The organism is Desulfosarcina sp., assembly GCF_055467485.1.
Window position 1 is genome coordinate 85,978 of the sequence record NZ_JBUOIV010000007.1, and the last position, 19,736, is coordinate 105,713.

Consider the following 19,736-nt stretch of genomic DNA (forward strand, 5'->3'; position numbering starts at 1 on the left):
CCTCAAACAAAAAGGGGGACGATCTCAAATCGGGTGACGTCCACCAGCCCTTTGTCCGTCAGTTTAAGGTCCGGGATGACCGGCAGGGCCAGGAAACCCAGGGTCATGAAGGGGTCGGCCAGGCCGGCGCCCAGGTCTCTTGCCGCGGCGATCATTCCGTCCATCTGCCGACGGACGGCCTCCACCGGCTGGTCGGACATCAGCCCGGCCACGGGTAGTGGCAGGTCGGCCAGCACCCTGCCTCCGCCGACGGCCGCCAACCCTCCGCCCATGTCGACCACGGCCGATACAGCCGTCTGCATCTCGGCATCCGAGACGCCTGCTACGATTATGTTGTGCGAGTCGTGGGCCACGCTGGAAGCGATGGCACCGCGTTTGAGCCCCAGGCCGGTTACGAATCCCTTGCCCGTCTGGGCTTGTCCCGAGTAGCGGTCCACGACGCACATTTTGATCACATCCCCGGCTGTATCGGACACGGCAAAACCATCTTTTTCCGTCACGTCCATGATTTCGCAGCGGGTGACCACCTGGTCGGCGACGGCCCGGATGACGCGCATGCGTCCGCCCTTGGCGGGTATCGAAAAATCCAGATCCCGTGGATCCAGGCGCATGGACGGCGGCACGCTCACCGGGGCCGGCCGCTCTATGCCGGGCAGAATGCGTCCGTTTTCAGCAACCGGCCGGCCCATGTAGAACACCTGTTCCGCGCGGATGTCCGCCAAGTCGGAGAAGATCACCAGGTTGGCCTTGCGGCCCGGGGCGATTGCCCCGGCATCCTTGATGCCGAAGTAGTCGGCCGGGTTGATGGTGCCCATGCGGATGGCCGTCAGCGGATCCAGCCCCATGGCCACGGCCTTGCGGATCACCGCATCCACGTGACCCTCGGCCAGAAGGTCGTGAGGGTGGCGGTCGTCGGTGCACCACATCATCCGGCGCCAGGTATGTTCGTCGATGACGGGAAACAGGGCCTCCAGATTGCGGGCGCAAGTGCCCTCGCGCACCATGATGTGCATGCCCAGTTCCAGTTTTTCAAGCGCCTCACCGGCGCTGGTGCATTCGTGGTCGGAAGCGATGCCGGCGGCCGTGTAGGCGAACAGCTCGCGGCCGGAAAGCCCCGGGGCATGGCCGTCCATGGTTCGGTGGTGGCTGCGGGCCAGGGCCAGTTTGGCCATCACATCGGCGTCGGTGAAGATCACGCCGGGGTAGTTCATCATCTCGGCCAGGGCCACGATGCGCGGATGCGCGAAAAAGGGCGCCAGGTCCCCGGCATTCAGCCGCGCACCGGCGGTTTCCATGTCCGTGGCCGGTACGCACGAGGGCAGGGCGAAGAGGCAGTCCATGGGCTGGCCCTCGGCCGACCGAAGCATGTAGTCGATGCCCGCCGCACCCAGCACATTGGCGATCTCGTGGGGATCGGCCACCACGGTCGTAGTGCCGCAGGGGGCCACGGCCCGGGCGAATTCGGCGACGCAGGTCATGGAACTTTCGATGTGGACGTGCGAATCGATGAACCCGGGAGCCACGTAGCGACCCTTGAGGTCCACCGTTCTCGCCGCGTCATAGTCGCCGAAACCGATGATGGTGCCGTCTTTGATGGCGATGCTGCCGTCGATGACCCGGCCGGAAAAAACGTTGACGATCTTGGTGTTGACCAGCAGCAGGTCCACCGGGTCGTCGCCCCGTGCCGCAGTGATGATTTTCGTAAAATCCATTTCTTTTTCCTTATCTTGAAACCTCAAGCATTAAAGGCTCGATCGAATGTTCCGGGCGATAGCGTTAACACGATCGATTACGGCCTCGATGTCGATCGTCAGCAACTGCCGATCCTTCACCACCAGTCTGCCGGATACCAGGACATGGCGCACATCTCCGCCGCCGGCGGCATAGACGATGTGGGACTCCGGGTGGTACATGGGCGTCAGGTGGGGGTGGCGGGGATCCAGGACGATGATGTCCGCCTGTTTGCCGATTTCCAGAGAGCCGGTGCGATCCGCCAGGCCGATGGCCCGGGCGCCGTCGATGGTGGCCATTTTCAGCACGCGGGTTGCATTCAGGGCTGTGGGGTCAAAGGTGGCGACCTTGTGCAGCTTGGCGGCCGTGCCCATTTCACCGAACATGTCCAGGTTGTTGTTGCTGGCGCATCCGTCGGTGCCCAACGACACCGTTACCCCGGCTGACCGCATCCCGGTCACCGGTGCGATGCCCGAGGCCAGCTTCATATTGCTCTCCGGGCAGTGAGCGACGGCGCAGCCGCGATGATTGATGGTGGCGATGTCTGCATCGTCGACCCAGACGCAATGGGCCATGAGCGTCCGCTGGTCGAGGATGCCCAGCCGATCCAGGCGGGCGACGGGGCTGAGTCCTTTTTCCTTGATGGATTGATCGCGCTCGAAACGGGTTTCAGCCACATGTATCTGAAAGATCAGGCCCAGGTCGTCGGCGGTCGCCTTGGCCGCCTTGAGGGTGCCGTCGCTGCAGGTATAGGGCGAATGGCAAAAGATGGACGGCGTGATCAGCCGGTTGCACCCCTTCCATCGTTGGGCATAATTCCGGGCGTGGTCGATGTTCTTCTCCGGATCCGGTACGCCGGGGGCCGGAAAATCGATGACCCCTTGGGCCAGCAGGGCTCGCATACCGGTCTCGGCGACGGCCCGGGCCACCGCGTCTTCGTGGAAGTACCCCCCGCAGCAGCAGGTGGTTCCGGACAGCAGCAGTTCCGCGCAGGCGAGCAGCGTGCCCCAGCGCACCGTTTCGGGATTGACGAAGCGGGCCTCGGCCGGAAAGATGTGGCCCTCGAGCCAGTCCTTCAGGGGCAGGTCGTCGGCCAGACCTCGGAACAGGGTCATGGGCAGGTGGGTGTGGGTGTTGACCAGGCCGGGCATGACGATGCCGCCCTTCGCGTCGATGGCTATCTTGGCTGTTGGCGGCGGCGACTCCGCTGCGGTGGCTCCGATGGCCCGGATGACGTCCTCATGAATGCCGATCCATCCGTTATCGATGATTCGCGCCCGGTCATCCAGGGTCACCAGGGTCCCATTGTGGATCACCACATCGATGTCCATGCTAGTGTCCCCGGATCGCTTTGGCGATCTGCCGGGCGTCGGCCAATATCTTTTCCAGGTCCATGTGCATGAGTCGGCGGTCTTTCATCAGCATCCGGCCATTGATTACAGTGGCGCACACATCACTGCCGCCGACCGCATAAACCAGGTGGGAGGCCGGATGGTACATGGGGGTCAGGTGGGGTTTGCGGGTGTCGATGACGATGATGTCGGCTCGCTTGCCGGTCTCGATGCTGCCGGTGATTCCGTCCAGCCCCAATGCGCGGGCCCCGTCGATGGTGGCCATGCGCAGCACGGTGGCGGCGTCCATCACCGTGGGGTCCAGGCGGCTGGCCTTGTGCAGCTTGGCGGCCATGTCCATTTCGGCGAACAGATCCAGGTTGTTGTTGCTGGAGCAGCCGTCGGTGCCCAGGCCGGTGCACACCCCCCGTTCGACCAGATCGGCCACTGGTGAAACACCGGAGGCCAGCTTCATGTTGCTTTCCGGGTTGTGGGACACCTTGACTTGGTGAAGCTGCAGCATGTCCATGTCAGCGTCGCTCAGCACCACGCAATGGCAGGCCAACAGGTTGGCGCCCAGCACGCCCAGGTTGGCCAGGTGACCCACCGGCGTGGCGCCGTATTTATGCTGAATGTCGTGGACTTCCTTTTGGGTCTCGGACAGGTGGATCACCAGGGGAAGGCGGTACTTCCGGGCGATATCGGCGGCTTCGGTCAACAGCTCCGGTGCACACAGGTAAGGGGAGTGGGGTTCCACGGCGATGGTGACCAGCGGGTCGTCGCGCCAGGCCTCGATCAAGTGGCGGGTGTAGTCGAAGCCTTTCTCGATGGGACCGTAGTTGGGCGAGGGGAAGTCGTAAAGCACTTCCCCCACCACCGCCCGCATACCGGCGCTCTTGGCGGCGCGGGCCACGGCCGCTTCGAACAGGTACATGTCGCAAAAGCAGGTGGTCCCCGAAAGAATCATTTCGGCACAGCCGAGCAGCGTGCCGGCATGCACTTTCTCCTCGTCCAGCAGGGCTTCGGCCGGGAAGATATGCTCATTGAGCCAGGTCATCAGCGGCAGGTCGTCGGCCAGGCCCCGGAAGAGGGTCATGGCGGCGTGGGTGTGGGTGTTGACCAGCCCGGGCATGATGATGCCGCCGGCGGCATCGATCGTTTCCCTTGCGGCCATGGACCCAATCTCGGCTGCCGACCCTACCGCCGCAATGGTATCCCCACAAACCGCTACCGCACCATTTTCAATAACGCGGCCCTGCGGATCCATGGTCATGACGATACCGTTGGTGATCAGCAGGTCGACGGCCGTCGTCATGGCAGCGCGCCCTTTTGGATCTGTGCCACCACGGCCCGGATCAGTCGGTTGAGACTGGGGGCGGCCTGTTTGGCGGCGGTCACGATGGCCTCCACGGATGCCGGCGCCGGACGGTCCGGGTCGTTGATGTTGGTGATGGTGGACAACCCCAGCACCCGCATGCCGGCGTGCACGGCGACAATGGATTCCATTACCGTTGAAAACCCCACCGCATCGGCACCGATGGCTTTCAAGTAGCGGATTTCCGCCGGTGTTTCCAGAGACGGCCCTTTCAATCCGGCATAGACGCCGCTTTTCAACGCAATGCCCAGACTGTCGGCAGCCCGACGGGAAAGCTGGACCAGGGATCGATCGTAGGCCGCCGTCATGTCCGGAAATCGGGGCCCCCATTCGTCAATGTTGGCCCCGACCAGCGGGTTGTCGCCGGTGAGGTTGATGTGGTCGCGGATCACCATCAGATCCCCCTGGCGAAAGGCGGGGCTCATGCCGCCGGCCGCATTGGAGATGATCAGGTGCCGCACGCCCAGCGCCTGCATCACCCTCACGGGAAAGGTCACGGCCCCGGGGGAATACCCTTCGTACAGGTGGACGCGCCCCTGCATGACCATCATCGGATGCCCGGCCAGCGTCCCGGCCATCAACCGCCCCGAATGACCGACCACGGTGGATACGGGAAAGTTTGGGATCTCTGCATAATTGATTGTCAGCGCGTCATCGAGAGGGCCGACGGCTTCGCCCAGTCCGGTGCCGGTGATCACTCCGGTGTCAGGAGCGTGGTCCAGTTTCGATTTTAAAAATACAGCGGTTTCGCGGACTTTTTCCTTCAGACGGTTCAAGGGCGGCCTCCAGTGTCTGCTGCGCGGGTTATCCAAACCATTTCGATCCGTGTACCAACAATGTTATCACCATCCCGGCGTTTGGGTTATAGACCAGCTATTGCAGCCCCGTCAAGCGCTGTCAGGCGCGGGCGGACGGCCATGATAGCGTTGACATTTATATATAATTATGAAATGTTGCCACGCGGTCACCGGTGATCCATTGCCATTGCGTTACAGGCAGCCGATTCGTCCATTCAACGCGCATTCAAAGCCGCTGCATTTTTACGATTCAAGGAGCGTTTCAGACATGACCCTGATCCACCACCCGCACCATGCGGACATCAACGACGACATGTGGTCGCAGATCGACGCGGTCATCCAAAAGAACAGGACCATATCCGGGGCCGTCATCACGGTGCTCAGGGAGTGCCAGGACATCGCCGGATACCTGCCTGTGGAATTGCTTGACTACATCAGCCAGGGCCTTAACCTGCCCGCCAGCAGTGTTTACGGCGTGGCTTCCTTCTACTCCCTTTTTTCCATGGTGCCCAAGGGCCGCCACACCATCAAGATGTGCCTGGGGACGGCCTGCTACGTCAAAGGCATCAAGGAGGCCCTGAGCCGAATTGAAAATGAATACCAGCTGAAAGAGGGCGGCACTACCGACGATCGGCGGTTCAGCCTGGAAGCCGTTCGCTGCCTGGGTGCCTGCGGCCTGGCACCGGTGATGGTGGTGGATCAGGACACCCACGGCGACGTGAGTTCGGACAAGGTGCTTGAACTGCTCGAGGCCTATCTATAATCGTAATGGTTGTAAATCCCGTAACCCCTTTTGCGTTTAAGACAGAGCGATCATGAAAATCTCCGAAATCAAGGACATCCTCAAAGGTACCATGCTTTGCGGTGAGGACCAGATGGACACGGTCATCCCCGCCGGTGGTGCGTCGGACCTGATGGACGATGTGCTGGCGGCCGCGGCCAAAGGCTGTGTCCTGTTGACGGGTGTCACCACGGACCATGTTATGCGAACGGCAAAAATCGTCGGTGTCGGTGCCATTGTCATCGTCAGGGGCAAAAATCCGCCTGCGGCATTCGTGGAGATGGCCAAATCTTTCGAAATCCCGTTGATGGTCACCGACTATTCGTTGTTTGTGGCCTGCGGCCGACTTTACATGAATGGCATCAGGGGGCTGGACGGTTCCTGGTAAAACCAGCTGGAGACGGAATATGGCGAAATTGACCACTCAGGACCTGGAAGGCATCAGACGTGCGCACCAAAAACGGCTGGCATTCAAGGACAAGACGTATCTGCTGATCTGCGGCGGCACCGGCTGTCACGCCACCGGCTCCATCCGGGTTAAGGATGCCCTGCTGGCGGCCATCGAAGAGAAGGGCTTGGGCGATGCGGTCCAGGTGATCGAGACCGGCTGCAACGGCTTTTGCGCCATGGGCCCCCTTTTGGTGGTTCACCCCGGCGACGTTTTCTACCAGAAGCTCAGCGTTGAGGATATGCCCGAACTGGTGGAATCGCACTTGATCAACGGCAAGCCGGTGGAGCGGCTTTTATACAAAGACCCGGTGTCGAAAGCCAAAATCGCCGTTCAGACGAAAATTCCCTTTTTCGCCCACCAGATGCCCCGGGCCCTGCGCAACAAGGGGCTGATCGATCCCGAGTCCATCGACGAATATATCGGCCGGGACGGGTATATCGGCGTGGCCAAGGCCCTGTTCGACATGACCCCCCAACAGATTATCGAAGAGATGAAAGCTTCCGGCATGCGGGGGCGTGGGGGCGCCGGGTTTCCCACGGGTGTGAAATGGGATTTTGCCAGCAAGAGCGCCGGCGATGTCAAATATGTGCTCTGCAACGCCGACGAAGGTGACCCCGGGGCGTTCATGGACCGCAGCATTCTGGAGGCGGATCCCCATGCGGTGCTGGAAGGCATGATTATCGCCGCCAAGGCCATCAACGCGCACAAAGGATACATCTACGCACGCACCGAATATCCCCTGGCCATCAAGCGGCTGGCCCTGGCCATCGAGCAGGCCAAGGATTACGGGCTGCTGGGCGACAACATCCTGGGATCGGAACTCTCCTTTGATATCGAGATCTACCAGGGTGCGGGCGCCTTCGTCTGCGGCGAAGAGACCGCCCTGATGCGATCCATCGAGGGCAAGCGAGGCATGCCGCGTCCGCGACCGCCGTTTCCGGCCCACAAGGGGCTGTGGGAAAAACCCACCATCCTCAACAATGTGGAGACCCTGGCCAACGTGGCCCAGATCATGGTCAAGGGCGGCGCCTGGTACGCCGGTGTGGGCACCGAGACCAGCAAAGGCACCAAGGTGTTTGCCCTGTCCGGCGATGTGAACAATATCGGCCTGGTGGAAGTGCCCATGGGTACACCCCTGCGCACGATCATCTACGACATCGGCGGCGGCATTCCCAACAAACGTAAGTTCAAGGCGGTTCAGCTGGGCGGCCCGTCGGGCGGGTGCATTCCCGAAGCCTACCTCGACACGCCAGTGGACTACGAGGCTATTGCCAAGGTGGGTGCCATCATGGGGTCCGGCGGCGCCATCGTCATGGACGAAAAAACCTGTATGGTGGATATGGCTCGTTTTTTCATGGAGTTCATTCAGGACGAGTCCTGCGGCAAATGCACGCCCTGCCGGGAGGGCACCCGCCGCCAGCTCCAGATTCTGGAGAAGATCTGCGAGGGTCGCGGAGAGCCCGGCGATCTCGACATCCTGGTCGAGCTGTCGCAGACCATCCGCGAGACCGCCCTGTGCGGCCTGGGCCAGACAGGCCCCAACCCGGTGCTCTCCGCCCTGCGCTACTTCAGGGATGAGTTCGAGGCGCACATTCACGAAGGGCGATGCCCGGCCAAGCGTTGCGTGGCGCTTCTGCGGTTTGAAGTGGAGCCGGACGCCTGCACGCGCTGCGGCATGTGCTTCAGGGCCTGTCCGGCCGATGCCATCGTCTGGAAAAAGAAGGAATTGGCCCGCATCGACAAGGAAAAATGCATCAAGTGTCTGACCTGTTATGACAAATGCAGGTTCGACGCCATTTTTTAACAGGAGCATTGAGATGACTATAGCGATTATCCTCATGGGCGGGTTGGGACTGGTGGTGGGCATCGGCCTGGCGCTGGCTTCCAAGGTCTTTTACGTTTACGTGGACCCCAAAATCGTATCCGTCGAAGAAGCCCTGCCCGGAGCCAACTGCGGCGGCTGCGGTCTGCCCGGCTGCAGTGCCAATGCGGAAGCCATCGTGGCGGGCAAGGCCGCACCCAACTCCTGCGTAGCCGCCGGCGAAGACGTGGCCCTGGCCATTGCCGCTATCCTCGGCGTGAGCGTCGAAGCCAAGGAGCCGGACATCGCCCTGCCGGGGTGCACCTACGGAGTGGCCGACGCGGATGTCAAATACAGCTATGACGGCATGAACGACTGCCGGGCCGTGGCCCTGCTCTCCGGAGGAATGAAGGTGTGCAACATCGGCTGCCTGGGTCTGGGAACCTGTGCCGCCGCCTGCCCCTTTGACGCAATCGTTATGGGGCCGCAGGGACTTCCCGTGGTGGACGAGGTCAAATGCACCGGTTGCGGGACCTGTGAGCGCATCTGCCCCAAGCACATCATCACCTTGTCATCGGTGACCCGCAGGATCCTCAAGGAGTACACCACCGAAGATTGTACGACGCCCTGCCAGCGCGCCTGTCCGGCGGGGATCAACATCAGCCGGTACATCCAGCAGATCGCCGAAGGGGACTTCCACGGATCGGTTCAGACGATCAAGGAGCGCAATCCCTTTCCCACGGTGATCGGCAGAATCTGCCCCCGACCCTGTGAAAACGACTGCCGGCGCAAATATGTGGACGAGCCGGTGGCGATCAATTTCCTGAAGCGGTATGCCGCCGACTATGAACGCACCCAGAAGGAACGCATCCAGCCATTCAAGGCGCCGGATTCCGGCCGCCGCATCGCCATTGTCGGTGGCGGGGTCCAGGGACTTTCCGCAGCCTTTTTCGCGGCCCGATTGGGCCATGGGGCCACGGTGTTCGAAGGCACGGACCGACTGGGCGGCCTGCTCAATACCGCCATCGCCAAGTGTCGCCTGCCCGAAGCGATCCTCAAGTGGGATATCGACGGTATCCTGGAAATGGGCGTGGACGCCCGAACCGGCCAGATGCTGGGCCGCGACGTGACCGCGGCCGGCCTGCTGGAGGATGGATATGAAGCCGTGTTTCTCGCCTCGGGCGGCTGGGACAGCCGGTTGGCCCGAGGTGCCGAGAAAACGGTGGAAACGCCGCTGCCCGGCGGATATCTGCTGCTGGACCTGCTGCGTTCCGGCAAAAAGGGACACGGTACGGTGGCCTGCGCGGGTCACACGGTGATTGTCGGCGGCGAAGGACTGGCCGGCGAGACCCTGGCCAAGGCCCGCTCACTGGGCGCCGAGACCGTTACCTTCATATTCCGCGACAGCCTCGACAACGCCACCGTCTCGGCGCTGACCGAAGCCGGCGCCAACGTACTTTTACGAGCCGGCGTCACCCGCCTGATCGGTGAAGGGGAGGCACTTTCCGGAATGGACGTGTTGAATCTGGACACCGGTGAAACGCGGCTGCTTGAAGCCCGGACCCTGGTCTTCTCTTCGGGAAGATTCCCCGAGCTGATTTTTACCCAGCCCAAGGGGGAGGATGACGCTGAAAACCGCCCGGGAGCCTGGACGGCCGTCCCCCCCTATAAACAGCCGGAGCATGCCGAGGATGCCGGTTTGTTTGCCAAGGGTGACGCCCTGACCGATTTCAGCGGCGCCATCAAGGCCATCGGCGCCGGGCGACGCGCCGCCGCGGCCATCCATCGGGTCATCTATGATATTCCATTGGATCTGCCGGAAAACGTCCTGAAGCCCGATGCGGCCATCCAGAACGTGGACCACGTGGAAGCCGTGGCGACCAGTCAGCGGCGAATCATGCCCCTGGCCGACAGCCGGGACCTGGCACAGCTGATGGAACTGGAAAAGGGATTCGACACGGAGGCTGCACTGGCAGAGGCTTCCCGGTGCCTCAATTGCGGTCTTATCTGCTATAAGAATGCAGAAAACCAGCGGCCGCTGGAAAAGATCAGGGACGCTGTCAACGCCTGATCCAACTTCCTGCGGACCGATACAACGATATGCTGAGACGTGCCAATGGCTACTGAAGAAGGTGTCGTGTTTAAAATGGGACGTCCAGGTGAGGGGACGGCATGGGTTAAAACGACCCGCTCCAGCGCCTGCGCCTCCTGTTCATCCAAGGACGCCTGCCAGGGTGGCGGTGCTGGCAAAGAGATGGAAGTGGAAGCAATCAACTCGGCCGACGCCCGGGTGGGGGATCAGATCGTTTTGAATATCAAGACGGCCTCCTTGCTAAAAGCCACCTTCCTGCTTTATGTCTTCCCGATCCTGGCCATGATTGCCGGTGCGGTCGTCGGGCAGAAGGTGGCTGTCATGCGCGGCACCGATCCATCCGGTCTTTCCGCCCTGTTCGGTTTCCTGTTTTTCGGGCTGGCCTTCATCGTCATTCGCATCACGGGCCGGCGCCTCTCCACCCATGCCAGCTACAAACCTGAAATCATCAAGGTCAGGGGGCACCATTCGCCGCCGGGAGATGCTGTGGTGATGCCTCAAACAGAATGGTAATATTATGGAACAGACCGTTTTCATATCCAAAAACAACACCGCCACCTTCCGTTGTCCTCAATGCGGTCATTCCAAAACCACGGATGTGAGCCAATATGCTTCGTCTGACAAGAAAATTTCGGTCAACTGCACCTGTGCCTGCGGCCATCAATTCCGCTGTCGACTGGAAAAGCGCAAACAATACCGCAAAGGTGCCGATTTGCCTGGAAAATTCACCCTTCTGGGGAAAAACGGACCCGAGGACACAGGGCTGGCAAAGGTGGTCGATCTCTCGACCACCGGATTGAAATTGAAAATGACCGTACCCCGCAACTTTCCCGTCGGCGCCAAGCTGCTGGTGGAATTTCACCTGGACGATCGCAAACGGACGCCCATGGAGAAGCGTGTGATCGTCCGCAACGTCAGCGGGCTCTACGTGGGTGCCTCCTTTCACCCCAACGAGCCGGACGACCCCGCCCTTGGATTCTACCTGATGCGTTGACCGGTTTTCCACATGAATGCCGACCGGCCATTTCCACAGACGCGAACGATCCACACCCGACAGCCGTGGCGCTAACGCTTGTTTTTCCATAGCGAAACCCGCCGTGCATTTCAATTCGTGCCCTGCCCGGAAAACTGTGATATAGGGTCTCTTTTGCCGACAAACAGGTCTAAAACAGGCTGTAAACAGGAACACACCGTGGAGACGCTCACCCATCCGATTATAACCAGTCTTGAACGCGGGGTCGCCAATGGTTGGCAGGGTTTTGTCTGGATGGGCAAGATCATCCTGCCGGTCTCCTTTGCCACCTTTCTGCTGGATTATTCCGGCTGGCTCGACCCCATAGGCGGCTGGCTGGAACCGATGATGGGAGCCATCCATCTGCCGGCCATGGCCGCTCTGCCGTTGCTGGCCGGCCTGCTGACCGGTATTTATGGCGCCATCGCCGCCATGTCCGTCCTGCCTTTCACGGTCGACCAGATGACGCTGATGGCGGTGTTCCTGCTGATTGCCCACAGCCTGATCCAGGAAGGGCTGGTGCAGCGCCAGTCCGGATGCCCCGTGTGGCTGGCCACTGCCGTTCGGCTGGCCGCTGCCCTGCTGACCGTCTTGGCGCTGGGGTGGATGGTGGGGCCGGAAACGGCTGAGAAAGCGGCAGGGAACCCGTTGACTTCGGCCCGGACGATGTTTTGGCCGGCTATGCGAGGGTGGGCTGCTGCCATGGCATGGTTGAGCCTGAAGATTCTGCTCATCATTACCGGTTTGATGATTTTAATGGAAATCCTGAAGGGCTACCGTCTTATCGAAAAGGTGGTGCGGATCATCGAACCCGTTCTGGGTCTTCTGGGTCTGGATCGGCAGGTGGGCGTGCTGTGGATGACGGCTGCGGTGTTCGGTATTTCCTACGGCGGTGCCGTGATCGTGGCCGAGACCCGTGAGCGTCGTCTTCCTCCGGATCAACTGAAAACCCTGCACGTCTCCATCGGAATCAATCACGCCATGGTCGAAGACCCGGCACTGTTTCTGCCCCTGGGCATTCACCCCTTCTGGTTGTGGATTCCCAGGCTGGTTGCCGCTGTGGCCTTCACCCAGGCATATCGGCTGTGGTTGTGGATGAAAAACCGCCGCCAACCCATTGCCGGTAACCCGGTCCCTATTGACGGCAACTGGGAACCGTGTATGACGGAATCGGGATTACACGCAGATGCTCGGCTGCTAAAAACCCGTTGAATGAATCGCGGGTTGATCGACGGCCCGGTTGAGATCGGTACTATCACGGTATCGGCGGATACCTTCGTTTTTAATTACACGTGAACGTATGCAAAAGTCATCATGCAGAGAAAAGCAGCCACAGGTCATCGGCCGGTAGAGCGGGGCTGGATCAAGGCGGCCGAAAGCCCCTACGGCACCCGCCGGGCTGCCGCCGTGTGGGTCGTCGTCTGGCTGTTTATTGCCGCTACGGCCTGGTCGGCCGATGCTCCTTTTCCCACCCGGGCGTTCCGGCCGGGTGAACGATTGACCTTCATCCTCAAATGGACCATCATCCCGGCCGGGGAGGCGGTGCTGGAGGTGCTGCCCAAGGAGCACATGGCAGGGATCGATGCCTATCACTTCGTCCTGACGGCCCGGTCCAACGCCTTTGTGGACGCTTTCTACATGGTCCGGGACCGCATCGACGCCTGGGCGGACAGCGGCATGCGTCAGTCGCTGTTGTACCGAAAAAAGCAGCATGAAGGCAGCACCCGCCGGGACATCACCGTCTCCTTCGATTGGGAGGAGATGACCGTCCAGTATGTCAACCACGGCGAGGCCCGGGAACCGATACCCATTACCGTCGGCACCTTCGATCCGCTGTCCATTTTTTATTGGTCCCGTTCGGCGAACCTGGTTGCGGGGGGCCGCATCCAGCGATCGGTGACCGATGGGAAAAAGCACGTAATGGGGGTGGCCGATGTGGTCCGGCGGGAGACCGTGACGGTGCCGGCGGGTACATTCGACACCTTTCTCATCGAGCCTGACCTGGCGCACGTGGGCGGGGTCTTCGAGAAGAGCCCGGACGCCAAGATCCAGCTGTGGGTGTCGGCCGATTACCGTCGCCTGCCGGTGAAATTGAAAAGCAAAGTGGTCGTGGGCAGTTTTTCCGGAGAGTTGGTGAGCCTGACGGGGGCCGGCCCGCTGCCTTCAGGGGACCATTCAGGAGAATGACATGCAGGACTATCATCGGCAGCGGCTGTCTCGACGGCCAATGCAGGAAGTGTGGCATGCCGTTTTTGCACCTGATGCATGAAACCGTTCTTCAGCGTAAACCCTTACTGACCGACATCAGTGTTTTTCTGATCGGCCAATTTCAGGGGCACAACCGCCCCGCAACCCTTCAAGGAGAAATCGATGACCGTTATTCAACCCAATAGACGTTTCGCCGCAGTCGCCGCCATATTGGCGGTCCTCCTGCTTACCCCGGCAATTGGTGCCGCCGCGGACGCTCCTGCCGGACAGATTGCCCAGGTCAATGATACCGTTTTGCTGCGCCAGGACCTGGACCGTGAGATGAAGCTGGTTTCCCTGAAGCTGGCCCGCCAGGGACGGCCGGTGGATGCCCAGCTGCTCAAGCGGTACGAGGGTGAGATCCGTGATACCCTGATCAACCGGACCCTGTTGCTTCAGCAGGCCCAATCCGCTGGGATCGATGTCAAGGACAGCGCCGTGGCAAAAGCCCTGGATGAGTTCAAGGCCGCATTCAATGATGAGACGGCCTACCAGAAGGCATTGACGGAAATGGGATTTAGCGAAGCGATGCTCAAGAGCCAGATTGAACATGGGCTGACCATCAAGGCGCTCATCGACAAAGAGGTGCTTCAGAAGGTATCCGTTTCCGACCAGCAGGTCCGCGCCTACTATGACGACAATCCAAATTTGTTCCGCAAGCCGGAGCAGGTCAAAGCCTCCCATATTCTGGTTCAGGTTCCGGCAGATGCCCCTGAGGCCAAACAGGCAGAAGCCCTGGCCGCTATCCAGGCGCTGAAGCGGCGTCTCGACGATGGTGAGAACTTTGCCGCCCTGGCACAGGAGAACTCAGACTGCCCCAGCAAAACCAAGGGGGGCGATCTTGGCTTTTTTGGCAGAGAGCAGATGGTTCCGCCTTTTTCCGAAGCCGCTTTCGCCCTTCAACCGGGCCAGACGAGCGACGTGGTGCAGACCCGTTTCGGATACCACCTGATCCGGGTGACCGAGCGCCAGGCTGAACAGACCATGGCGTTCAACGAGGTAAAAGAGGCCATTTCTGCCCGTCTGCAACAGGAACAGGAGGGGAAAATGATCGACGCCTACCTCGAAAAGTTGAAGGAACATGCGGATATTAAACGATTTCCGCTTTAGTTTTTTTCTTGACAATGAGTATTTCATTGGCTAAATATTTTTTCTGGATGATAATTTGGCCAATGCAACACCTGATCTGACATCTTCTGAGCGGCAATCTTCCATGTGCCGGAGTATCGTCTGCAAAGGCAAAGGGTCATTTTGGAGGAGAACAATTGAGAAGAGGAGGTCAGTGCTTTGGCGAACGGTACAGTAAAATGGTTCAATGACAAAAAGGGGTATGGCTTCATCAATGAAAACGAAGGTCGGGACGTCTTTGTCCACTTTTCCGCCATCGACATGACGGGATTCAAGACGCTATCCGAGGGAGACACGGTTATTTTCGATGTGGAGGAGAGTGACCGTGGACCTGAAGCCAAGAATGTAAAACGAGCAACCTGACAACATCATTTCGAATCACAGCCGGGGCATTCTGCCAGCAATGGCGGGGCGCCCCGGTTTGTTGCGACACCCTGCCTTTTTTACTTGCATACCCGGAAGGCGCTTCTCTACCACGCGGGTGTCTCTCCCTTCAGGCTTAAATGATTCTATGGATAGGCGTTGATCTTCAGCAGCAGGAAATCGCCATGCAGATGGCGTAATGCCCAGTGCGAACGGTTGTCCATATTGGCTTTATGGCGAGTGGACAGCGATGTGCTTTTTTAACACGATCGCAATGGACTTGCCATCCGGCGGTATTCAGTCCGACCATCAGGCAGGGGATATTTGTCCTTTGATGCATGGCGCTGGGTTTTGATTAATAAATTGATGGCTTGGAATGATCCGCCCTCACCGTTGACTCGATTTTTATGGATCGTCAACTTGCTTTTCAGGCGGATACCATTACCATTGAAATAATTTGATCCGTATCAAGGCCTGATGTCTCCGCCACTTCGCTTCCAACCCATCGGCCATGGGTGGGGCACCACTGCTGCACCGCTGCCAGGCAAGGCTGATCCACGCGACCATATCCAGATGAAGAGCCTTAGGGGCGCTATCCCTCACCGGGGTCGATACGGGCAATTGGAAATTAAACCAAAGAGAGATCGCCTCGTGTTAACCGCGCAAACGGTCTCTAAAAACCATCTACATCTTAATCAGGAGGGCGTTGTCATGGGCATGATGAAAGAGTTTAAGGAATTTGCCGTCAAAGGAAATGTTATCGATATGGCGGTTGGCATCATCATTGGCGCGGCATTCGGTAAGATCGTCTCTTCCTTTGTCGCCGATGTGATCATGCCGCCGATCGGATTGCTGGTGGGGGGCATCGATTTCTCCAATTTGGCATTGACGCTCAAAGAGGCCAGTGGAGATATCCCCGCTGTTGTGATCGGATACGGCAAGTTTATTCAGACCGCGGTCGATTTCACGATTATCGCATTTGCAATTTTCGTTGCCATCAAAGGCATAAACGCGCTTAAGCGCAAAGAGGAAGAAAAGCCTCAAGCGCCACCCGAACCCTCGGCCCAGGAAGTGTTGCTTACCGAAATAAGAGACTTGCTGAAGAATCGAACCTGAGCCGTTTTCAGGTGCACGTCCAAACAGAAAGCAACACGTAGTCAACGGGAGGTTGATCATGCGCTGGCGTGGCAATCGTAAAAGCGGCAATGTGGAAGACCGGCGAGGGGTGCGGGCCTCCGGCCAACAAGGTTTCAGCGGGGGGAGCGGGATGTTGCGTCTGCTCCCCGTGATTTTCAAGTTTTTGGGCGTCAAGGGCACCCTGATACTGGCGGTATGCATCGGTGCTTACGGTCTGTTTACCGGAACTCTCGGCAATATGCTCGGTGGCCTTGGCCTGCAGCAAGACACGACCGCCAGCAGGCCAGCCGTGCCGTTTCACGAAACCGCGCAGGAGAAAGAGTTGGTGGATTTCGTCTCGGTCATCCTGGCCGATACCGAAGATACCTGGACCACCTTGTTCCGGCAAAAGGGGAGAACCTATCAGGAACCGCGTCTGGTGCTGTTTCGTGATGTCGTCCATTCCGCCTGCGGAATGGCTCAATCCGCCATGGGACCCTTCTATTGCCCGGGTGATCGACAAGTCTACATCGACCTTGGTTTCTATGACCAGCTGAAAAATCGTTTCAACGCACCGGGCGACTTTGCCCAGGCTTATGTGATTGCCCACGAAGTGGGTCACCATGTCCAGACCCTTGTGGGTATATCCGACAGCGTTCAGGCGGCCCGCAAAAAACTGAGCAAGACAGACGGCAACCGGCTTTCCGTTCGTCAGGAGTTGCAGGCTGACTGCCTTGCAGGCGTATGGGCCTACCACGCCCACCACTCCCGGCAACTGCTCGAAGTCGGTGATGTCGAAGAAGGCCTGGATGCTGCCAGCGCCATTGGTGATGATACGCTGCAAAAGCAGTCTCAAGGATACGTCAGCCCGGATTCCTTTACCCATGGCACTTCGGCGCAACGGGTGAAATGGTTTAAGATTGGATTGACAAGCGGCGACATGGACAGTTGCGATACCTTCAACACCTTTTAGGACCGGGTCCAATTTATTAAGCTGCCGGGGAGGCCCTCCAAAATGAAAGTCAGGTTCTGGGGTACAAGAGGATCCATTGCCAAACCGGGGTCATCGACCGTCCGCTTTGGAGGAAACACGTCGTGTGTCGAGGTCCGTTCCGCTTCCGGCACGATGATTGTCCTCGACTGCGGCACCGGGGCACATGGGCTCGGCCAGGTCCTCATGGAGAGCGGCGTTCATCCCCTGCGCGGCCATATCCTCATCACCCATACCCATTGGGACCACATCCAGGGTGTCCCGTTTTTCGACCCCCTCTTCGTACCCGGTAACGAGTGGGACATCTACGCCCCCCGCGGCCTCGGATCGTCCCTGCGCGAATCCCTAGCGGGCCAGATGCAGTACACTTATTTTCCCATAACGCTGGAAGAACTGGGGGCAGCCATCCGCTATCACGACCTCGTCGAGGGCGTCTTCGACATCGGCGATATCAAAGTCCGGACACGGTATCTGAACCATCCTGCCCTCACGCTGGGATACCGCCTGGAAGCCGACGGGGTTTCGGTCGTTTATGCCTGTGACCACGAACCACACTCCCGCCAGTACGCTCAGGGCACCGGCAGGATGAGCGAACAGGATCGACGCCACATCGAATTCATGCGAGGGGCCGATCTGGTGATCCATGATGCCCAATACACGACGGCGGAGTATCCGGACAAGTTCGGCTGGGGACACACCCCGGTGGCTTGTGCGGTTGACATGTGCCGTCTTGCCGGCACCAGGCGCCTGGCCCTGACGCACCACGATCCGTGCCGGAGCGACGACCGTATCGATGCGCTATGCGAGGACGTGCAAAACAGCCTGCCCCGGGCGGGGAGGCCGATGGAGGTCTTTGCCGCTGCCGAAGGAATGACCGTCGAACTGAAAGCCGCGTTGCCTATCAAAGCGGACAGAGGCTCCGAGCGTTTTTCGGCAGTCGCCCCGATCGAACCCGCACTTCAGGACCATCAGGTCTTGATCGGCATCGCGGACGAAACATTGGCCGGGAAAATTCAACAGGCCGCTCAGGCCGACAACCTGCGAATATTGCGGGCCGGGACGTCCCGGGACGTCCTTGGGATTGTCCGCTCGACCCGACTGTCCCTGGTCATTCTCGACGACGGGCAAGTGGGCGGTGATACCCTGGAAACCTGTCGGGCCATAAGGGAGATGGTCACCGACAATGTCCGCGATTTGCCGGTGGTCGTCGTTGCCTCTGCGGAATCTGACGCCGGTGTCGGTGCCGGCGTCACGGACTGGCTGATCCAGCCCTTTACCGCCGAGTATGCCCGTACACGGGTGCGTGCATGGGTCATGCGAAGCATGTGCCGCTGGCGTCGGGCGCCGTTTCCGCAGAATGAGGGGCAGCGGATCGAGGCGCTCAACGGGCTGCAGCTCCTCGATACCAAAAAAGAAGAGCGCTTTGAACGAATCACCCGGATCGCCGCCGCCGCCTTCGATGTTCCCATCGCCCTGGTGACCCTCGTCGACCGGGACCGCCAGTGGTTCAAATCCCACTTCGGCTTGAGTACCACCGGGACGCCGCGGGACCAGGCATTCTGCGCCCATACCATCCTCGACACGAATGTCATGATCGTTCGCGATACCCTTCTCGACCCCCGCTTCGCAGACAATCCGCTGGTGGTTGGAGAACCGCGCATCCGCTTTTATGCCGGATGCCCCTTGACCCTGCCCGACGGAACCTCTCCCGGCACCTTGTGCCTGATCGACACTCGGCCTCGCGACCTGGACGAGGAGAAAATCAACTTGTTGCGGGACCTCGGGAAGCTGGTTGAGCGGGAGATGGCCGCACCCCCGCGCCCATGAAACCTGGCCTGGAGCCGGTGGTTTTTTGCCGATGCCGTCAAATGGCGAATGTCCTTTGTTGACCAGCCGGCTGGCATCTGCAAACAATTCATTTTGTGCATAAGTCGACCTGTTCTGGACAGCTTGTCATTCCTTTGATCGTCAGATTCAGGATATGAGACGGATACTATGGAAGCCGTATTCAATTCGAATAGAAGCAGAAGAATAAATATAAGGAAAAAATATCAGAAGGAGGTCTTCTATTCTACGGGATCGATGCTTTTTCCCGCAAAGATAAAAAATATCAGCATGGGCGGCGCACGGGTTGGCAGCGGAAACCTATCAGGATTAACAAAAGGAATAGAGATATTTATTGCCATTCCTTTTCCAAAGAAACAGGGCTACCTGAAAAGGAAGGCAATTGTTCGGTGGATCGACAATGATCAATTTGGCATAAAGTTCAACAGAAGAAAAAATGTGAGGAAAAACTACCAAAGAGAAGCGTCATTTTTTTCTGACTCAATCATATTTTCCGCACCGCTAAAGAATATCAGCATGGGTGGGGCACAAGTTGATTGTATGTATGTATCTGAAATAAAATATGGGTTGGAATTATATGCGATCATCCCTTTTGCGATAAAACCAGGCTATCTGACAAGAAAGGCAATCGTCAGGTGGGTCGGAAAGGATCAATTTGGAATTCATTTTATTTAA

General features: G+C 59.2%; 18 protein-coding genes. 14 read left to right on the plus strand and 4 right to left on the minus strand.

Features of this window, described 5'->3' with window-relative positions; all coding sequences use genetic code 11:
- Positions 1–2: 2 nt before the first annotated feature.
- Genes ade through ACZCED_RS05565 form a run of 4 tightly spaced genes read right to left on the minus strand, consistent with a single transcriptional unit; the run spans position 3 to position 5,213 of the window.
- Positions 3–1,712 (minus strand): adenine deaminase, encoded by a 1,710-nt coding sequence (gene ade, locus ACZCED_RS05550; protein WP_464860390.1) that lies wholly within the window; start codon positions 1,710–1,712, stop codon positions 3–5.
- A gap of 30 nt (positions 1,713–1,742) precedes the next feature.
- Positions 1,743–3,062 (minus strand): amidohydrolase, encoded by a 1,320-nt coding sequence (locus ACZCED_RS05555; protein WP_464860391.1) that lies wholly within the window; start codon positions 3,060–3,062, stop codon positions 1,743–1,745.
- A gap of 1 nt (position 3,063) precedes the next feature.
- Entirely contained in the window at positions 3,064–4,377 is a 1,314-nt protein-coding gene (locus tag ACZCED_RS05560) for an amidohydrolase (RefSeq protein ID WP_464860392.1), read from the minus strand.
- Complete coding sequence (locus ACZCED_RS05565; protein WP_464860393.1) at positions 4,374–5,213, minus strand: purine-nucleoside phosphorylase; 840 nt, start codon at positions 5,211–5,213, stop codon at positions 4,374–4,376. Before ACZCED_RS05565 ends, ACZCED_RS05560 begins: the two co-directional genes overlap by 4 nt.
- A gap of 289 nt (positions 5,214–5,502) precedes the next feature.
- Here ACZCED_RS05565 and ACZCED_RS05570 point away from each other — a divergent pair, with 289 nt between their 5' ends.
- The 14 genes from ACZCED_RS05570 to ACZCED_RS05635 all read left to right on the plus strand — a co-directional run bounded on the left by ACZCED_RS05570 (position 5,503) and on the right by ACZCED_RS05635 (position 19,736).
- On the plus strand, positions 5,503–5,997 hold the full coding sequence (locus ACZCED_RS05570; RefSeq protein WP_464860394.1) for an NADH-quinone oxidoreductase subunit NuoE family protein: 495 nt from the start codon (positions 5,503–5,505) through the stop codon (positions 5,995–5,997).
- 52 nt (positions 5,998–6,049) lie between these two features.
- A complete protein-coding gene (locus tag ACZCED_RS05575; RefSeq protein WP_464860395.1) occupies positions 6,050–6,403 on the plus strand; it encodes a hypothetical protein in 354 nt (117 codons plus the stop codon).
- A gap of 19 nt (positions 6,404–6,422) precedes the next feature.
- Complete coding sequence (gene nuoF / locus ACZCED_RS05580) at positions 6,423–8,270, plus strand: NADH-quinone oxidoreductase subunit NuoF (RefSeq protein WP_464860396.1); 1,848 nt, start codon at positions 6,423–6,425, stop codon at positions 8,268–8,270.
- Positions 8,271–8,283: 13 nt separating this feature from the next.
- Positions 8,284–10,338 carry an RnfABCDGE type electron transport complex subunit B gene (locus tag ACZCED_RS05585; protein ID WP_464860397.1) on the plus strand — a complete coding sequence of 685 codons (2,055 nt, stop codon included), beginning with the start codon at positions 8,284–8,286 and terminating at the stop codon, positions 10,336–10,338.
- A gap of 45 nt (positions 10,339–10,383) precedes the next feature.
- Positions 10,384–10,872, plus strand: a complete 489-nt coding sequence (locus ACZCED_RS05590) for a SoxR reducing system RseC family protein (protein WP_462969073.1) — start codon at positions 10,384–10,386, stop codon at positions 10,870–10,872.
- Between the two features lie 4 nt (positions 10,873–10,876).
- Positions 10,877–11,353, plus strand: a complete 477-nt coding sequence (locus ACZCED_RS05595) for a PilZ domain-containing protein (RefSeq protein WP_462969074.1) — start codon at positions 10,877–10,879, stop codon at positions 11,351–11,353.
- A gap of 198 nt (positions 11,354–11,551) precedes the next feature.
- The gene (locus ACZCED_RS05600) at positions 11,552–12,583 is read left to right on the plus strand and encodes a nucleoside recognition domain-containing protein (RefSeq protein WP_464860398.1); all 1,032 of its coding nucleotides are present in this window, start codon (positions 11,552–11,554) and stop codon (positions 12,581–12,583) included.
- 102 nt (positions 12,584–12,685) lie between these two features.
- A complete protein-coding gene (locus ACZCED_RS05605) occupies positions 12,686–13,558 on the plus strand; it encodes a DUF3108 domain-containing protein (RefSeq protein WP_462969076.1) in 873 nt (290 codons plus the stop codon).
- Positions 13,559–13,741: 183 nt separating this feature from the next.
- Positions 13,742–14,728 carry a peptidylprolyl isomerase gene (locus ACZCED_RS05610; protein ID WP_464860399.1) on the plus strand — a complete coding sequence of 329 codons (987 nt, stop codon included), beginning with the start codon at positions 13,742–13,744 and terminating at the stop codon, positions 14,726–14,728.
- Between the two features lie 177 nt (positions 14,729–14,905).
- Positions 14,906–15,109: a cold-shock protein gene (locus ACZCED_RS05615; RefSeq protein ID WP_410288868.1), complete on the plus strand. Its 204-nt coding sequence runs from the start codon at positions 14,906–14,908 to the stop codon at positions 15,107–15,109.
- A gap of 711 nt (positions 15,110–15,820) precedes the next feature.
- Positions 15,821–16,225: a large-conductance mechanosensitive channel protein MscL gene (gene mscL, locus ACZCED_RS05620; RefSeq protein WP_464860400.1), complete on the plus strand. Its 405-nt coding sequence runs from the start codon at positions 15,821–15,823 to the stop codon at positions 16,223–16,225.
- Between the two features lie 58 nt (positions 16,226–16,283).
- Complete coding sequence (ypfJ, locus tag ACZCED_RS05625) at positions 16,284–17,198, plus strand: KPN_02809 family neutral zinc metallopeptidase (protein ID WP_462971098.1); 915 nt, start codon at positions 16,284–16,286, stop codon at positions 17,196–17,198.
- A 42-nt stretch (positions 17,199–17,240) separates the two neighbouring features.
- Entirely contained in the window at positions 17,241–19,043 is a 1,803-nt protein-coding gene (locus tag ACZCED_RS05630; RefSeq protein WP_462971099.1) for an MBL fold metallo-hydrolase, read from the plus strand.
- A gap of 168 nt (positions 19,044–19,211) precedes the next feature.
- On the plus strand, positions 19,212–19,736 hold the full coding sequence (locus ACZCED_RS05635) for a PilZ domain-containing protein (protein WP_464860401.1): 525 nt from the start codon (positions 19,212–19,214) through the stop codon (positions 19,734–19,736).